This is a genomic window from Propionispora hippei DSM 15287, from assembly GCF_900141835.1.
GTDB classification, from domain to species: Bacteria; Bacillota; Negativicutes; order Propionisporales; family Propionisporaceae; genus Propionispora; species Propionispora hippei.
Genome location: NZ_FQZD01000006.1, coordinates 122368 through 138742 on the forward strand (window position 1 = coordinate 122368; position 16375 = coordinate 138742).

The 16375-nt window shown below is 46.1% G+C and carries 18 protein-coding genes; 13 read left to right on the forward strand and 5 right to left on the reverse strand.

The window, feature by feature from the left end:
* Positions 1 to 315 carry a hypothetical protein gene (locus F3H20_RS03910; RefSeq protein ID WP_149733655.1) on the forward strand — a complete coding sequence of 105 codons (315 nt, stop codon included), beginning with the start codon at positions 1 to 3 and terminating at the stop codon, positions 313 to 315.
* Positions 316 to 1139: 824 nt separating this feature from the next.
* On the opposite strand, the gene F3H20_RS20090 is transcribed toward F3H20_RS03910, so the two are convergent.
* Positions 1140 to 1613, reverse strand: coding sequence for an XRE family transcriptional regulator (locus tag F3H20_RS20090; protein WP_223191595.1), 474 nt, complete (start codon positions 1611 to 1613; stop codon positions 1140 to 1142).
* Positions 1614 to 2192: 579 nt separating this feature from the next.
* On the opposite strand from F3H20_RS20090, the gene F3H20_RS03925 reads away from it, so the two are divergent.
* Positions 2193 to 2756, forward strand: coding sequence for a GH25 family lysozyme (locus F3H20_RS03925; RefSeq protein WP_223191596.1), 564 nt, complete (start codon positions 2193 to 2195; stop codon positions 2754 to 2756).
* Between the two features lie 148 nt (positions 2757 to 2904).
* On the opposite strand, the gene F3H20_RS03930 is transcribed toward F3H20_RS03925, so the two are convergent.
* The 3 genes from F3H20_RS03930 to F3H20_RS03940 form a co-directional block, all read right to left on the reverse strand.
* On the reverse strand, positions 2905 to 3399 hold the full coding sequence (locus F3H20_RS03930) for a YcxB family protein (RefSeq protein ID WP_188128187.1): 495 nt from the start codon (positions 3397 to 3399) through the stop codon (positions 2905 to 2907).
* An 81-nt stretch (positions 3400 to 3480) separates the two neighbouring features.
* Positions 3481 to 4542, reverse strand: a complete 1062-nt coding sequence (locus F3H20_RS03935) for a DUF2939 domain-containing protein (RefSeq protein WP_149733657.1) — start codon at positions 4540 to 4542, stop codon at positions 3481 to 3483.
* A 325-nt stretch (positions 4543 to 4867) separates the two neighbouring features.
* Positions 4868 to 5323 carry a hypothetical protein gene (locus F3H20_RS03940; RefSeq protein ID WP_149733658.1) on the reverse strand — a complete coding sequence of 152 codons (456 nt, stop codon included), beginning with the start codon at positions 5321 to 5323 and terminating at the stop codon, positions 4868 to 4870.
* 466 nt (positions 5324 to 5789) lie between these two features.
* Here F3H20_RS03940 and F3H20_RS03945 point away from each other — a divergent pair, with 466 nt between their 5' ends.
* Positions 5790 to 6185 (forward strand): thioesterase family protein, encoded by a 396-nt coding sequence (locus F3H20_RS03945; RefSeq protein WP_188128188.1) that lies wholly within the window; start codon positions 5790 to 5792, stop codon positions 6183 to 6185.
* A gap of 67 nt (positions 6186 to 6252) precedes the next feature.
* On the opposite strand, the gene F3H20_RS03950 is transcribed toward F3H20_RS03945, so the two are convergent.
* On the reverse strand, positions 6253 to 6771 hold the full coding sequence (locus tag F3H20_RS03950) for a hypothetical protein (RefSeq protein WP_149733659.1): 519 nt from the start codon (positions 6769 to 6771) through the stop codon (positions 6253 to 6255).
* 126 nt (positions 6772 to 6897) lie between these two features.
* Here F3H20_RS03950 and F3H20_RS19815 point away from each other — a divergent pair, with 126 nt between their 5' ends.
* The 10 genes from F3H20_RS19815 to hslV all read left to right on the forward strand — a co-directional run bounded on the left by F3H20_RS19815 (position 6898) and on the right by hslV (position 16373).
* A complete protein-coding gene (locus F3H20_RS19815; protein ID WP_188128189.1) occupies positions 6898 to 7044 on the forward strand; it encodes a hypothetical protein in 147 nt (48 codons plus the stop codon).
* 217 nt (positions 7045 to 7261) lie between these two features.
* Complete coding sequence (gene folP, locus F3H20_RS03955; RefSeq protein WP_149733660.1) at positions 7262 to 8146, forward strand: dihydropteroate synthase; 885 nt, start codon at positions 7262 to 7264, stop codon at positions 8144 to 8146.
* A gap of 24 nt (positions 8147 to 8170) precedes the next feature.
* Positions 8171 to 8530 (forward strand): dihydroneopterin aldolase, encoded by a 360-nt coding sequence (gene folB / locus F3H20_RS03960; RefSeq protein WP_316842359.1) that lies wholly within the window; start codon positions 8171 to 8173, stop codon positions 8528 to 8530.
* Positions 8527 to 9027, forward strand: coding sequence for a 2-amino-4-hydroxy-6-hydroxymethyldihydropteridine diphosphokinase (gene folK / locus F3H20_RS03965; RefSeq protein ID WP_149733662.1), 501 nt, complete (start codon positions 8527 to 8529; stop codon positions 9025 to 9027). The genes folB and folK overlap by 4 nt, the downstream gene beginning before the upstream one ends.
* Before the next feature lie 2 nt (positions 9028 to 9029).
* Positions 9030 to 10157 carry an MGDG synthase family glycosyltransferase gene (locus tag F3H20_RS03970; RefSeq protein WP_149733663.1) on the forward strand — a complete coding sequence of 376 codons (1128 nt, stop codon included), beginning with the start codon at positions 9030 to 9032 and terminating at the stop codon, positions 10155 to 10157.
* A gap of 72 nt (positions 10158 to 10229) precedes the next feature.
* Positions 10230 to 11315 (forward strand): DNA-processing protein DprA, encoded by a 1086-nt coding sequence (gene dprA, locus F3H20_RS03975; protein ID WP_149733664.1) that lies wholly within the window; start codon positions 10230 to 10232, stop codon positions 11313 to 11315.
* The gene (gene topA, locus F3H20_RS03980; RefSeq protein WP_149733665.1) at positions 11312 to 13525 is read left to right on the forward strand and encodes a type I DNA topoisomerase; all 2214 of its coding nucleotides are present in this window, start codon (positions 11312 to 11314) and stop codon (positions 13523 to 13525) included. Before dprA ends, topA begins: the two co-directional genes overlap by 4 nt.
* Positions 13518 to 14834 (forward strand): methylenetetrahydrofolate--tRNA-(uracil(54)-C(5))-methyltransferase (FADH(2)-oxidizing) TrmFO, encoded by a 1317-nt coding sequence (gene trmFO, locus F3H20_RS03985; RefSeq protein WP_149733666.1) that lies wholly within the window; start codon positions 13518 to 13520, stop codon positions 14832 to 14834. The genes topA and trmFO overlap by 8 nt, the downstream gene beginning before the upstream one ends.
* 81 nt (positions 14835 to 14915) lie before the next feature.
* Positions 14916 to 15824: a tyrosine recombinase XerC gene (gene xerC, locus F3H20_RS03990; RefSeq protein ID WP_149733667.1), complete on the forward strand. Its 909-nt coding sequence runs from the start codon at positions 14916 to 14918 to the stop codon at positions 15822 to 15824.
* An 18-nt stretch (positions 15825 to 15842) separates the two neighbouring features.
* The gene (gene hslV / locus F3H20_RS03995; protein ID WP_149733668.1) at positions 15843 to 16373 is read left to right on the forward strand and encodes an ATP-dependent protease subunit HslV; all 531 of its coding nucleotides are present in this window, start codon (positions 15843 to 15845) and stop codon (positions 16371 to 16373) included.
* The last annotated feature ends 2 nt before the right edge of the window (positions 16374 to 16375 follow it).

Consider the following 16375-nt stretch of genomic DNA (forward strand, 5'->3'; position numbering starts at 1 on the left):
TTGGATAACAAAGAAATAGACTCGGCGGTAATGGAACTTTTCAGTAAACCGTTTATCAAGGGCTTTCGGACTGGCGCCATTGTAGAGAGAACCGGTCTGAATGAAATGGTAATAATGGAGCGACTGGATGAACTTGTTGACGAAGGGCGCTTGGTTCGTGAGTGGGAATTAATCTGCAATAACTGTAGTAATCTAATGGCTAAATATCCTGAAAAGCCAATACAGCTTGATACAGCGCGTTGCCAGCGGTGCCAAACGGAACCTTTTCTAAGTTCGGACGACTTACATAAATCTTACTTCCGGGCAAATAAATAAAATAATCCGCTTCGGCTTAGGTCGGTCGGGTTATTTTTATATCTGACATGATTAGACATAAAATCCACATGTGGCTTGTACAATCTTATATAAAACATGAACGGAGTGAGTCGCATGAAGCATGAGTTTAAAAGTGGTTGTCCTAATGGTATTATTCTTGTTAGTCTTACTTACGAGTGCTTGCTGGGCGGAGGAGAATCCTTTCGCGAATGTTGCCGAGCCTAAAGACGTTATAGACAAGGCTTTCGCTGGAAGAAAGCTAGATCCGCTAGAAGGTATGGGTTAAAGATCCAGGAAGGCTTATTACTATAGTAAAATTTTTTACTATATAATCTCATAGTCTAAAACAGTGACAATTTGCAGAAAACCCCTTAGAAGAAATAGCACCCCTGGTGAACCTGCTGTGAAAGAGAAGAGATATTGACAGGGGGTTTATAGATTTCTGTTGGCCTCTTAGTAGTAGCTGCAATATTTACTCTGCGCCTGCAATATTCTTCTTATAAAATATTTAGAAATTCTTTAACTAATTCAACTTATGCGACATAAGATGTAAAGGATAATGTTATTTGAGTAATCATAGGAGGTGCGCTATGCGTTTTTATGGCAACGGAGGTTGGGGCAGTGGAAGTTGGATCATTATCATTATTATCATTATTTTGCTTTTTTGGACTGTCGGTGATAACGGTATAAACTAGCAAATCATGAGCTTTCCAAAACCCTACAAAGCCATTCCCAGTTTCTTGCCCTGGACGTGGGTCTGGGGCTTTTTCTTTCATATCTTAAGCGAATAGATGTCCGCTTTCTTTTGGAATAGGCGGGAATTGCTAATTTTGATTTTTGCGAATCAGTTTATAATACTCTACCAATAGGGCATCAAGTTCCTGGCTTACTTTTATGACTTCTGAATCATTAAGCTGTTTACTGTTAGCTAGGTCATTTAGTTTCTTACGTAGTTCTTCAATCATTTCTTTAAGTTCATATAAGCTCAACATGCTTTTTTTAAAAGTATCGGAAGCCAAAGCGTTTTTGCTGTTATATTTCCATTCAAGATATTTCTTAAATAGAGTAAGCTCTTGAAGCGCTGGCGCAGGGAGAACGTTAGTTTCTCTAAAGAAGTCCTCCAGAGTAATTCCAAGACCTTCGCATATTTTTTCGATAGTATTAACCTGGGCTGTTGAACTATTTCCTGAAATAATGTTTTGAAGGGTAGACTGAGTTAGGCCGGAACGATCCGCAAGATTGTTCACGGTAATTCTGAAAGTGTTGCAAAAATATAGGATACGTTTTGATAGATTCATCTGTGGCCTCCCGATAATTGTCATATTTGCCACAAATTATACTTTTTGATTCTAAAATCTTCCAATGTCGTAAGGTTTATTTTTTACTCTTGTAAGGTTAATAGCCTAATCATACCTAAATTATAAATACCTACTTTCTTTGTCAGCGGAGGATTAATATTAATTCTGTAGAATTTTAAAAAGGAATTTAGTCTAGATATGATATCCTTACTGGACTGGGCGGATTCTGCTACGTTCTTGTTTGCGAATGGCTCTTATATTGAAGCCGCTTATTGTAGTGAATTCTTCAATGGTTTCCGAAGCCATATAATTTATAAATGACACACAGGTCGATGGATAAGCGAAAGGGATAGCAGTTGCTATCCCTTTCGCACTATATTAACGTTAAAGTCCATCAGCAAGCCCTATGGAACTATTTACTTTGGTTTTTTTACTGGCCCGGGTAACCGTAATGTCGCGGAACTGGACGAGGTTGCAGTTCCTGGCTAAAGCTGCTCGGCTAAAAGGCCAGGACAGTTAATTTAATTCACCTTTGAGGGAAAATAAAATTAAAATAATAAAAAGAGAGGTGGAAAGAAAATGATCCAAGGTGTTGATGTAAGCGTGCACAATGGAGCGGTAGATTGGCAAGCGGTGAAGGATGCTGGTATTCAGTTTACTATGATACGCAGCTCTTATGGTAAGAACTCGAAGGACAGTATGTTTGCACAGAATGTAGCAGGAGCGAAAGCAGTAGGTCTACAGGTTGGTGCCTATCATTATTCTTACGCGCTGAACAAAGATGATGCTATCCAGGAGGCGATTAACTGCCGGAGCGTGATCGACAGCACCGGCCAGCTACTGGAACTTCCCGTGTTTTTTGATATGGAGGATGCGGACGGCTATAAACAGCGAAATGGGTTTGCCTTTGATCCAACTGAGATTACAGCAATATGCAAAACGTTTTTGGACAATATCGGCCTGGATTGTGGTGTGTATGCATCTTGCTTCTGGTTTTGCAATTACATCGATTGGCGAAGCTTAGGCTGTGCCATATGGAATGCTCAGTGGGGAAGTGCGGATGATTTGCAAGGGTTCATGTGGCAATATACCGACAGTCTGGATATCAAAGGAAATTCGTTTGACGGCAACATTAAATATTAAAGGAATGTATTATTTATAGTAAATGACTGTTTGTCATTAGATAAAGGTTGTTAATATTTTATACATGGCGGTCATGTGGTTATAATTGTTTCTGAACATGCCCCCTTGTTTATCAGAAACTTAGTGAAAAAGAAGAAGCAATTAACCTCTAAAACAATATACTTTTTTTAAATTTCTTTTTAGGGATTAAAGAATATAAAAGATCTTCGAAATCTTTGTTGCTTTTCGAAGTGAACCAAATTTGGGGTAAAAGAAGCGCTTGTTTTCGGCTTAAGAAAATAGCAAAGCAATTTCTTGAAACAGTAACTTTATATACTTTATCCCAGGGAACCATACTGGAGCCGCTTTCAAAGCTAACCTGGACACCTGTTTTTAAAAACTCATAAGTAGCTTCTTGTTGCATTAATTGATTTGATAGATAATTTCTTTTAGCAATGTGCCTCATTCCCCAATAATAACCGCAGGCTAAGGCTATGACAAGGCTTGAAAATAGCCATATGCTTTCTTGCTTTAGCACAGATGAAACAATGATTAGCATGAGCAGGCTTACGAGTAAGTACATTCTTGCTGTTGTTTCATAAGTAAAATTAATTGCATCTTTTAAAGAAATTGATCCTTTTAAGTGAAATAATACTTCATTCACGGAATCACTCCCTATCGTCATCATTCAGTAGAGGTAAAACTTATTTAACTTATATTCCTGAATATATTTGGTGAGAAGAGGTTACGGCAATTTTTCGCTGAGCTTTAATTGGGTTCCATCAGCAAATTTAATAGATATTGGTTTGATTTCAATTGATAGCTGATCCGGCGGTGTATTAAACAAAGCAGCATCAGAACTGATAAAAGGATTGATTTTTTTACTCCAGGTTATAGTAGTTGTCTCACCTGGGTCGCTGGAAACAGCGGAGCTTGCAGGCATTTTTAAAACCAGTTTTCCTGCTTGGTTTTTTGCTAAGATTAAAACATTAAATTCGGTGATATTCTTTTGGCTTAAAAATGAAATTTCCGTGGGGAAGGTAACCGCTTTCGTGAAAGAATTTGCCTGAACTGGAACCATCCGTACGCTGTTAATCTTAAACGTATTATTCATTTCACTTATAATTGGCTGATTTATTTCAGCTAATTTTTTTTCTTCTAACTCAGCTAGCTTGCTTAAAAAAGCCGGTATATTGCTGATTTCTGCAATTTGCCAATAGCCATCTAGTTTACGCATTCTAACTTCGAGAACTACATTAGCATTTAGCTTGGGATAGAATAATTTTAAACCAACACTAGCTATTTTCCCGTCTTTGTTAACATAGTCAACGCCTTTAAAATCGGGAGTACCAACTTTGTTATTATAGATATCGTTAACTGAGAATTTTGGAGCATCAGGGGGTTCTGCCTGTCCTGGGGTAGAAGGCTGTAACGTAGAACCCTTTTCTACAAGAGAACGGATTTGATCTTTTGCCATCGCGGTTAACTGTGGTTTGATAAATTGGATAAACCCCTTGGCAAGATTACCGGCCTCATCTTGTACCTCGTTTTTAGCATTTATTTTTGAATCTATTAATTGATCAATCATTCTCGAGGTAACACTGTCAATATCGACATACTTCTCAAATGTCTGCAGATCGTGGTTTTTTACTGCTTCTTGAATTTGTTTCAATGAATATTGAGGGGTATGTATCCAATACCAATAACCCAAACCACTGGACAATAAAATAACTACAAGTGCAATTTCTAAAATGAGTATGATCTTTTGTTTAGGGGTGGGGTGAACTATTTGGTCGATTTGCGCCATAATTGCCTCCTAATTTCTTTTTTCAGTTAATTGCTGCTTAACTATTGGAAAATTCTTTGGTTATAAACTATTTTGTTCCTAAACAAGTAAACTCCTGCCAAATTAGGATGAAATTTAGCCAGGAGTTTTTTGTTTCATTATTATAGTCTCTATAGTAAGGTGGAATAGGTAGAAATTGCGACTGCTATACTTCAGGAGAATTAAAGTGGTCAAGTTTTTCGAAATAGTCGTAGATATACAAGAGTTTCCTTGTGAGTTTGTTCGTAATGCCCCATCCGATAATGAAAAAACTATGCAGGTAGTGCCTTTGATGTTGGCAGGGTTTTTATTTTATGCGCTTTGCGATAAGATAAGAGCTGATTATGCCGGTTACAAGCAAGTTAATTAAGGTTATTATGGTTGAGAGAATTTCATCACGCATCCAGGGTGCTATATTCGTTAATACTTGTATAATGCCTCTGGCAATGATAAAAAAACATGTTGCGACTCCGATGCCCTTAATCAAATAATAATCTTTGCCTGTTAGGCGTAAAGTAAATGCTGTTATGACTCCGAAAATTCCTCCCAGCATTAAATGGGTTACCATTGCAAGCGAGATTCCCCAAGGGGTGTGTAAAGCAGAGTCATTCAATATAAGTGCTCCTGCGAAAATCCAGAGGGAAGTAAAAGAAACTCCGGATTGTAACAGTAGCCAACTTAATAAGGTTGTGATGGCAGTTGCAATTATTCCACTAAAAGCACCACTTGCAAGAGTGTCTTGATATTTACGTACCCTACGCACATAAGTTCACCTCCATGCTTTAGCATTTCCTAAGATGGACAAATGTTATGCGGAGAAACGGTTAAGATACTAAGGCAGCAGAAGTCACAAGATGGTTGGGAGAGCATTTAGAACTTGAATTACCGCATTACGTTTAACTAGTTGTATCCTTGATGTTAGTCAGACGCTAGACTAAATCAATGCATGGCAGGGTAGCGGTATCCTTCTGGATTCGGGGGAGAGCAGGTATACTTCGGGCGGGAAAGATCGGCGGGTTTGCAGAAAAATGAAAAATGCCGCTTACTATGGGAAAGTCTGATTAAGATTTTTTAACTAAGGGAAAAGGAGATTGTGAGTTCCTCAAATAAAGGATAAAATTTCAATTTTGTAGAATCGCTAAAAAGAAGATATTCCAGTAGTCCGTCAACTTTGAAACATACAGTTTGAAAATAATAAACAAGGATTTATTGACTAAGGAGTGGTAACTATGGAGATAAATTTGACAGTTGGTATGCTTGGTGAAAAGAGCGAGCCGGTAACAAGCCATAACACGGCAATCCAATATGGCAGCGGCAGCGTAGCGGTCTATGCAACCCCAGCGATGGTCGGACTGATGGAAGGAGCCTGCGTTAATACCGTAGACGCACATTTGCCGGAAGGGATGAGCACGGTAGGGATTGACCTGAAAATAAAACATACGGCGGCGACGCCTGTGGGCATGACCGTCCGGGCCGAAGCAACGCTTACCGGGATTAACGGAAAACGCCTGACCTTCGCGATCAAGGCCTTTGATGATAAAGAGCAAATTGGCGAAGGAAGCCATGAACGGTATATTATTAATGTCGAGAAGTTTCTTCAAAAGGCCGGAGCAAAGAAAAATTAGTGGCCCATGTTTACCTTGAAAATGTAATTTCAAAGTTTATGGACCACTAGTGGCTACAGCAGGACGGCTAAGGTTTAACGACCACTTGCCGGTACTGATCTGAATTTGTATTTTCCAAGGTCAACCAGAGGGGCGGTAAACCGGGCAGCGTTTGGAATTGTGTTTCGTACTTTACGGGAATCCAATTTCCGTCCCGGTACTGAAAGGTGATGCGATAAGTATCGGGGGCGGTGTACTTGGGGAATTTGTTCGCCATTTCCGCTGCGTCGCGGCTTGTGTAGATCGCGCTTACCTGCATATACAGCCTGTAGGTTAACTGGGCTGTATATGGCCGATTGACAAGGCCAGTGGGCTGAATGTCATAAAAATATCTACCGGTTACGGCGCATTGGCTTTTTCGCCAGCCCGATTCACCAAAGCCAATACTGTAGACTGTCGCTCTTGGGTCCAGCTTATAGCTGTCCAGGTGCCTTTTTATGGCCACTCTGAAGGAACCGTCAACCGTTTGCTGTTGGTCAGCGGCGGCAGCCGGGTTAAACAAGTTGATAAGTAGCAAGATGGAGAATAAACAAAAAAAATTTTTCATGATATTGGACCCTTTCTCTATGGAATGCAAAAAGAGTAAACTTAAATTATGTTTCTCTAAAATATAAATTTTACCTTTATATAAGGAAACTCCTGCTACATGTTGTATTAATTTGGCAGGAGTTTTATGCTTAAAGTGGTATTTATGCTACAATATTATTTTCTATATCCATTAACTGTTGTTATGGTGCCGTCGATAGGTAAGAAACTGTCGGAGGAACGAAGGAGAACCATCCCCAATGACGAATTACCTTTTAGTACAATGCTTGTCTAGTCCTCCGCCAAATTTCGAAACTGCAAATTAAATTTGCGGGAATTTTTCGTGAGGCAAAGCGAAGGGAACGTACTTATCATAGATAAGCCGATGCCAACGAAGTTTTACAGAAAAAGACCCGTGAAGAAATTGTAGCTTCAGAGTTGGTGAAGCACTAACCATAGAAACAGCATATATCACTATATTTCTGGTAAAATATACTTATTAGGAGGATGGCATGAAGTTACAAAACCGCAACCGCCCTGACAGTGGCTGTGGGCGGAGTTTGCCTCTGCCCTGTCGTGAATATAGCTGGCCGGACGAGAAAGCGCTCTCCATCCGGCCAGGTAAGACCCTCGTTATGGGGATTTTAAACGTGACTCCCGATTCATTTTCTGATGGCGGTCGTTACCGGGAAATGGATGCGGCCTTGCGACACATGGAAACGCTCATTGCTGACGGAGCTGAAATTCTTGATATTGGTGCCGAGTCCACTCGGCCCTATGGCAACTCCCGGGAAGTATCGGCCATGGAGGAGATGGACAGGCTATTGCCGGTATTGGAAAAGGTACTGGCTGTTTCGCCCATTCCTGTATCTGTTGATACGTACAAGGCCTGTGTGGCCGACGAAGCGTTAAAGCTGGGAGCCCATATGATCAATGATGTCTGGGGATTGCAACGGGACCCGGCAATGGCTGCGGTGGTGGCTCGTCATGATGTTCCGGTGATTGTGATGCACAATCAGCAGGAAATCAGCTATGGCGAAGATTTGCTGCAGGATGTAGCCGGTTTTCTGGCCCGCAGTATAGAAATTGCCGTAGCGGCAGGGCTGGACCGGAGTAAGGTCATTATAGATCCGGGCATTGGTTTTGCCAAGACGACCACCCATAATTTGGAGATTATGTCCCGGCTGGAAGAACTGCAGGTTCTGAACTGTCCCATCTTGCTGGGAACTTCGCGCAAACGCTTCATAGGGGAAGTACTGGACCTGCCGGTGACCGACCGCGTGGAAGGAACAGGGGCGACAGTCGTGCTGGGTATAACCAAAGGGGTCCAGCTTGTCAGAGTCCACGATGTGAAGGAAATAGCCAGAATGGTGAAAATGACCGATGCTATGTTATGAAAATACAAATGGGGAGAGATGAATATGAATAAAATACTGCTGAAAAATATGATGTTTTACGGATTTCATGGTGTCCATGAATATGAGCGTGAAGTGGGGCAGCGTTTTTATATTGATCTGGAAATTACGGCGGATTTGTCAAAATCATCGGTTAGCGATGATATAAATGATACTGTGGATTATACCCAGCTTTACAGTTATTTGAAAGAAGTTATCGAAACACACCGGTATCAACTGCTGGAGGCTTTGGGCGCCCATATTGCCGATACCTTGTTGGAAAGATCGCTGATCAGTAGCGTAAGCGTAAAAATTCGCAAACCCTATGTCCCTATTGCCGGGCAAATTGATTATGTCCAGGTGGAAACCAAAAGGACGAAGGCATGATTTTACTTGGTTTGGGCTCCAATCTTGGTGACCGCGAGCAGTATATCGCCGCTGCGGTCCGGCTATTGGCTGCCTGTCCGTCGCTTACCGTGTGTCAGACATCTGCTTTGTATGAAACTGAGCCGGTGGGGGTAAAAGAGCAGCCGGCTTTTCTTAATGCGGTTATTTCGATAAAGACAACGCTTGAACCGGAGGCTTTGCTGGAACAGTGCCTGGCTCTGGAGTCACGGCTGGGACGGGTTCGCAAGGAGCGCTGGGGGCCGCGCACTATTGATATTGACTTGTTGATATATGAAAATCGGATATGCAATTCACCACGGCTGAGACTGCCCCATCCGCGATTGGCGGAGCGGAAGTTCGTATTGATTCCGTTGGCGGAAGTGGCCGGTGATATCCCGGTTTTTGAGGGAAAAACAGCGAAAGAGTTGCTGACAGGGCAGAGTGATGATAATAAAGTCACTTATTATAAGCAGCTTGCTTGGAAACAGGAGGGCTAGTGTTGCCGAAGAAACGAAAAATTTTATTCTTTAGCGCTCCCATTGGAGCAGGACATACCCGGGCGGCACAAGCCGTCCGTACTGCCATGCTTCGGCAGGACCCTGATGCCGAAGTGAAGATCACAAATATTTTTGACTTTTTCAGCCCCATGGTGGGACAATTGATCTTAAAAATCTATCTTACTATTTTATCGCTGTTTCCGCCGGCATATGGTCTTATGTACCGCTGGGGCAACAAGGATGTGTCGGCTTCGCTGATCAGCCAGATTATTAATTGGTTTTTAGCCTCCCGCATGCACCGGCTGATTCTGGATTACCGGCCGGATGCTATTGTCTGTACTCATGCGACGCCTGCCGGGTTAGCAGCTTATCTGGCCAAATACCATGGCATGAAAGTTCCGATTACAGCGGTCATTACTGATTATGCTGTCCACCGGCTTTGGGTGTACCCGGAGATGGAACGCTATTTTGTCGCCAACAGCAGTCTCTGTACGGTGCTGGAAGGTTTTGGTATCGAGCGATCGCGGGTTGACAGTGTTGGTATTCCGGTGGAGCAGGCTTTTGGTGCCACCTACAGCCGTGAACTGGTCTGCCGGCAACTGGGGCTGGCGGCAGATAAGAAAACACTGCTGGTTATGGGAGGCGGCGCCGGTGTGCTTCCCATGGATGAGATTATTTTACTTTGCGATGAGCTGGAAGAGCCTTTGCAGATCATGGTTGTTACCGGCAACAACCGGGTTATGTACAATAAGATCGAGACCTTAATGCCCTCGTTAAAATGTACGCTGCGATTATTTGGTTATGTCAATAATATTCACGAGTTGATGGGAGCCGCCGATTTGTTGATTTCCAAGCCGGGAGGACTGACCGCTTCGGAAGCCCTGTGCGCCGGCTTGCCTATCCTTGTATATAAGCCGATACCGGGTCAGGAGGAAGCCAACACAGCTTATTTGATCAAGCATGGGGTTGCTGTACGTGCCGACTCGCTGGACGAAATACGGACTCATCTGTTGAACCTGCTGAGCGATACCGACACGCTGGACTACATGGGCCGCCAGGCGATGGCATTGGGCAGGCCCCAGGCGGCGGACACTATTGCCGCTACTATTTTTTCCCAAGTTTGCTCTTGACGGTATCAGATGTGGCAGATATAATAATTGCAAATTAATTCATGGATTTTAGCCTGATGTGGCGGAGGTAGCATGAATAAATTATACATGGCGGGATTGCAAATGACTCCGGGGATCGGTACGGCCAGACTGCATCAATTGCTGCGCTTTTTTGGCAGTGCCGAGCAGGTTTGGCAAGCTGATTTAAAGGATTTATGTTTATCCCGGTGTTTGGATGAGCAAACTTGTCATATTTTTCTGGAACACAGGGAAAAGCTAGATATAGAGCAATTGGCTGAAGCGTGGGAGCGGGCTTCTATTAAGCTGTGTTCGCTGGAGGAGCCGGAATACCCCGCTTTGCTCGCCTGTTCATTCAGGCCGCCGCAGGTGCTGTTCTACCGCGGAACGCTGCCGGAGCATGACAAGCTTATCGGTATTGTGGGAGCCCGTCGTGCTTCGGTCTACGGTAAGAATGCGGCGGAAATACTGGCCCGTGATGTGGCTGCTGCCGGTTTCTGGGTGATAAGCGGCGCGGCGCGCGGCATTGATTCGGCCGCTCACCGGGGTGCTTTAACGGCGGGAAAAACGGTAGCCGTGCTGGGTTGTGGCGTCGATGTCGTATATCCGCCGGAAAACGCCGCCTTGTTGGACGAGATTGCCGGAGCCGGCTGTGTTATTTCTGAATATGCGCCGGGGACTCAGCCCCATGCGGCTTTTTTCCCGGCTCGCAACCGGATTATCAGTGGTATGTCGCGCGGTGTGGTGGTTGTGGAGGCGGCGGAAAAAAGCGGCGCCCTGATTACGGCCGACTTTGCCCTGGAAGAAGGGCGCGATGTGTTTGCCGTACCGGGCAGCATTTTTTCGGCCGCTTCGCAGGGAGCACACCGTCTGATTAAACAGGGAGCCAAGCTTGTGGAACGGGCTGCGGATGTTTTGGAAGAGTATGGAGAAACAGCGGAGCGGCAAAAGCCGGACATGCCGGATTTGACGGCGGCGGAACAAGCGGTATATGATAGTCTTACGTATGATACCTTGCTGACTGTTGAGGAAATTGTGATAAAAACAGGGATGTTGCCGTCAACAGCGGCGTATATAGTATTGCAGTTAGAGTTACGTGGTTTGGTGGCCGAGCACGCAGGTCAGCGGTATGCTCGTGCTGCTAAGGAGGGAATTAGGTGACAAAGGCGCTGGTTGTAGTAGAATCACCTGCCAAGGCAAAGACAATTGAAAAGTTCTTAGGAAAAAATTACACGGTGCGGGCCTCCATGGGGCATTTGCGCGATTTGCCGAAGAGTCAGTTCGGCATAGATATTGAACAGCAGTTTACGCCTAAATACATCAACATTCGGGGCAAGGGCGATCTGATCAAGAGCCTGAAAGAGGCCGCTAAAAACGCCGACAAGGTATATCTGGCATCTGACCCTGACCGGGAAGGGGAAGCCATTGCCTGGCATTTGGCGCACCTTTTACATATCCCGGCAGATGAAAGCTGCCGTATTGAATTTAATGAAATTACCAAATCGGCTATTCAGAACGCCGTTAAGCATCCCCGGCCGATTAATCTGGCCAGGGTTGACGCTCAACAGGCCAGGCGGCATTTAGACCGGATTGTCGGCTATAAGCTGAGTCCGCTGCTTTGGCGCAAGGTAAGGAAGGGTTTAAGCGCCGGACGGGTGCAATCGGTGGCCGTCCGGATGATTTGTGACAGGGAAAAGGAAATTCAGGCCTTCCAGCCAGAAGAATATTGGTCGATTACGGCTAAACTGAGAAAATCCGCTAGGGCAGCCTTGTTTGAGGCGCAACTGGTGGCGATTGAAGGAAAGAAAGCCGAAGTTAACAATGAGGAACAGGCAACGGCGATCACCAAAGATCTGGAGACGGCAGAATATACCGTCAGCGCTGTAAAGCGGCGGGAACGCCGGCGCAATCCGGCGCCGCCCTTTACCACCAGCAGCTTGCAGCAGGATGCCTCCCGAAAGCTGGGCTTCACTTCCCGGAAAACCATGATGGTGGCTCAGCAGCTATATGAAGGTCTGGATGTAGGCAGCCGGGGGCCGGTCGGTCTGATTTCTTACATGCGTACCGACTCCACCCGGATCGCCGAATCGGCGCAACAGGAGGCCCGCAGCTATATTATTGAGAAGTTCGGCAACGGCTATGTACCGGAGAAAAGTCCGGTCTACAGCAGCAAAAAAAGCGCACAGGATGCCCACGAAGCTGTGCGTCCTACCGATGTGCTCATGACGCCCGACACGATCGGCAAGTACCTGACCAAAGACCAGTTGAAGCTGTATACGCTGATCTGGGAGCGGTTTGTGGCCAGCCAGATGGCGGCTGCCGTCTATGACACGTTGACAGTAGACATCGGTGCCGGCCGCTACGAACTCCGGGCAACCGGTTCACAGATAAAATTTGCCGGCTTTATGGCTGTTTATACCGAGGGAAAAGAAAAGGGCGAGGAAGAAAAGGACAAGGAAGTGACACTGCCGGAACTCGAGCCCGGTCAGTCGCTCAAATTGACGAAAGTTTTGCCGAAACAGCATTTTACCGAACCGCCGCCCCGTTATACTGAGGCTTCGCTGGTGAAAATACTGGAAGAAAAGGGAATTGGGCGACCCAGTACCTATGCGCCCATTATCGAAACCATTCTGGGGCGCGGTTACGTGGTGCGGGTGGATAAAAAATTTGAACCTACCGAGCTGGGCTTTGTGGTAGTGGATTTATTAAAACAGTATTTTACCGATATTGTTGACGTGGCCTTTACCGCCCAAATGGAGGACAGCCTGGACGAAATTGCCGAAGGACACGGGTCCCGCGTTGCCTTGCTGGAACAATTCTACCAGCCTTTTGCCCAGACGCTGGCTCATGCCGAAGAAGAAATCGGTCATGTGGAACTGCCGGTAGAGGTGTCCGATATCCCTTGCGAGAACTGTGGCAAGCTGATGGTAGTCAAACAGGGACGGTATGGTAATTTTCTGGCTTGTCCAGGTTTTCCCGAGTGCCGGAACACCAAGCCGATCATTAAAGAGACAGGAGCAGCCTGCCCGAAATGCGGCGGCGCCGTTATTGAACGCCGGACCAAGCGTGGCAGAGTGTTCTATGGCTGTAAAAATTATCCGCAATGTGACTTTGTTACCTGGGATATGCCGTTAAAAGAGAATTGCGTCGTATGCGGCAGCTTTATGACCAAGCATAAATATAAAAACGGACGGGTTATAACCCAATGCGGCAATGAAAGCTGTACTACCCGTGAAAAGGTCCGGGAAAAAACGGACGACAAGGCTAAGCCGGTCCGGGACAGTAAAAAAACGCCGGCGGGCAAGGCAAAAACGGAGACAGCGGCCGGCAAGGCGAAGCAGCCGGTCAAACGGAGGAAAACAAGTGGCTAAAGTAACGGTTATTGGCGCCGGACTGGCGGGCAGTGAGGCTGCCTGGCAGGTGGCGCAAAGAGGAATACAGGTTGATTTATATGAGATGCGTCCCAAAGTGATGACGCCGGCCCATCACACGGAAAATTTCGCGGAATTGGTATGCAGCAACTCGCTGCGGGCAGCGGCGGTTGAAAATGCCGTAGGACTGTTAAAGGAAGAAATGCGTCAGTTAGATTCGCTGGTAATGCAAGCCGCTGACGCCACCCGGGTGCCGGCCGGCGGCGCGCTGGCCGTTGACCGGGATGCTTTCAGCCGTCAAATCACCGCTGCGGTGAAAAACCATCCGAATATAACGGTTTTTAATGAAGAGGTGACGGAGCTGGTTCAGCATCAGACTGATGTTCTGGTAGTCGCCAGTGGGCCATTGACTTCGCCGCGGTTGTCGGATTCGGTTAAAAAGCTGACCGGTACCGATTATTTGTATTTTTATGATGCGGCAGCGCCGATTGTTACCCTGGAATCGCTCGATATGGAGAAGATTTACCGCGCTTCCCGTTACGGCAAGGGGGATGAAGATTATCTCAACTGCCCGATGAACCGGGAGGAATATGAAGTCTTCTGGCAGGAGCTAACCCAGGCTGAAACAGCGGCCATCAAGGAGTTTGAGAAAGCCATTTTCTTTGAAGGCTGCATGCCGGTGGAGGAGATGGCCAGAAGAGGGATTGACACTCTGCGGTATGGTCCATTAAAGCCGGTAGGACTTGAGAATCCCGCCGGCGGCGAACGCCCCTATGCAGTGGTTCAGTTGCGGCAGGATAATTTTGCCGCAACCTTGTTTAATATTGTCGGTTTCCAGACTCATCTCAAGTGGCCTGAACAGCAACGGGTGTTCCGGTTGATACCGGGGCTGGAACAGGCTGAATTTGTCCGTTTTGGCGTTATGCACCGCAATACCTTCATTAACTCGCCCAATGTACTACAGCCGACTTTGCAAATGAAAGAGCATCCCGCTATCCTGTTTGCCGGCCAGATTACCGGCGTCGAAGGCTACATCGAATCAGCCTCGTCCGGATTGGTGGCCGGACTAAATGCCGCACGTCTGGCTGTGGGCGCCGAGCCGCTGGTACTGCCGGCTCAGACGGCACATGGAGCGCTTTGCCGCTATATTACACAAGCGGCAGCCAAGAATTTTCAGCCTATGAATGTTAATTTTGGTCTATTACCGCCTCTGGAGCGTAAAATTAGAGATAAGAAAATGAAAAACGGTATGATTGCGGATAGAGCTTTGGAAAGTTTACGGGAATTTAAAGAAAACTTTGAAAATTAATTCTTGCATAACGTGGGGCAGTATGCTAGTATAAATCCATAAAAAGGTATTTTGGAGAAATGTGACAAAAAGTGTGATTCTATGGATATGATAACAGAGCAACTTCAATACTTTATTCGTTATTTACAGATAGAGAAAAATGCCTCACAGCACACTGTAATCAGTTATCGTGCAGACCTTGAGCTGTTCATTGATTTTGCGCGGTCACAGGGTGTTGTTGAGGCTTTTTTTGAGAATATTACTTCCTCCCTAATCAGGTCTTATCTGGCCGCTATGAAAAAGCATGGCTATGCAAGAACGACGATTGCCCGGCGGATTGCCGTACTGCGTTCTTTCTTTCGCTTTTTATGCCGGGAGGAGATCATTGAGGGCAACCCATTTTCAGCTATTCACACGCCTAAACTGGAAAAAAGGCTGCCGTCTTTTCTGGATACTCTGGAGATTACGGAGTTGCTGCAACTGCCCGCTAAAGACCGCACCGGCTACCGGGATGCCGCCATTTTGGAAGTGTTGTACGCTTCGGGGCTGCGGGTCGGTGAATTAGTCGGTTTATCGCTTAAGGACATTGATGCGGTGTCCGGTTATATCCTGGTCTACGGCAAAGGCGCCAAGGAAAGGATTGTGCCTGTGGGTAAAACGGCGCTGGCCGCGCTTAAAACCTACCTGGAACACTCCCGTCCTTTTTTCTATGCCAAATGCCGGACCGGGGCCCATCAGGCACTGTTTGTCAATAGTAAGGGAGGCCCGTTGACTGATCGCAGCGTACGGCGGATTGTCGCTAACTATGTAGAACAACTGGCCCTTAAAAAGAAGGTAAGCCCTCATACACTGCGCCACACCTTTGCAACACACCTGCTGAATAATGGAGCCGATTTGCGTTCGGTGCAGGAAATGCTGGGCCATGTAAATCTTTCGACTACGCAGCTCTATACGCATGTGACCAAAGAAAGGCTTAAGTCGGTATACCGGAACGCACATCCCCGGGCTTAATGTATAGGAGGAATAGGTATGTTTCATGCTACAACTATCATTGCCGTGCGACAGCACGGAAAAATCGCCATCGCCGGTGATGGGCAGGTTACCTTTGGCGGCAATACGGTCATGAAACATAACGCCAAAAAGGTAAGACGCCTGTATCATGGCAAAGTACTGGCCGGCTTTGCCGGATCGGTAGCCGATGCATTTACCTTGTTTGCCAAATTTGAAGCAAAACTGGAAGAGTTCAACGGTAACTTAATGCGGGCCGCCGTAGAGCTGGCGAAGGAATGGCGTATGGACCGGGTGCTGAGGCGCCTGGAGGCGCTGCTCATCGTTGCCGACGCGGAACGGATGCTCATCATATCCGGCAACGGAGAGGTTATTGAGCCCGATGACGGGGTAACGGCTATTGGCTCCGGCGGTTCATACGCTTTGGCGGCGGCGCGGGCCATGGTCAAATTCTCCGAACTTTCGGCGGCTGATATTGTTCGGGAAGCGTTACTGATTGCCGCTGATATTTGTGTGTTTACCAACAACCATATTACGGTTGAAGAACTCTAAGA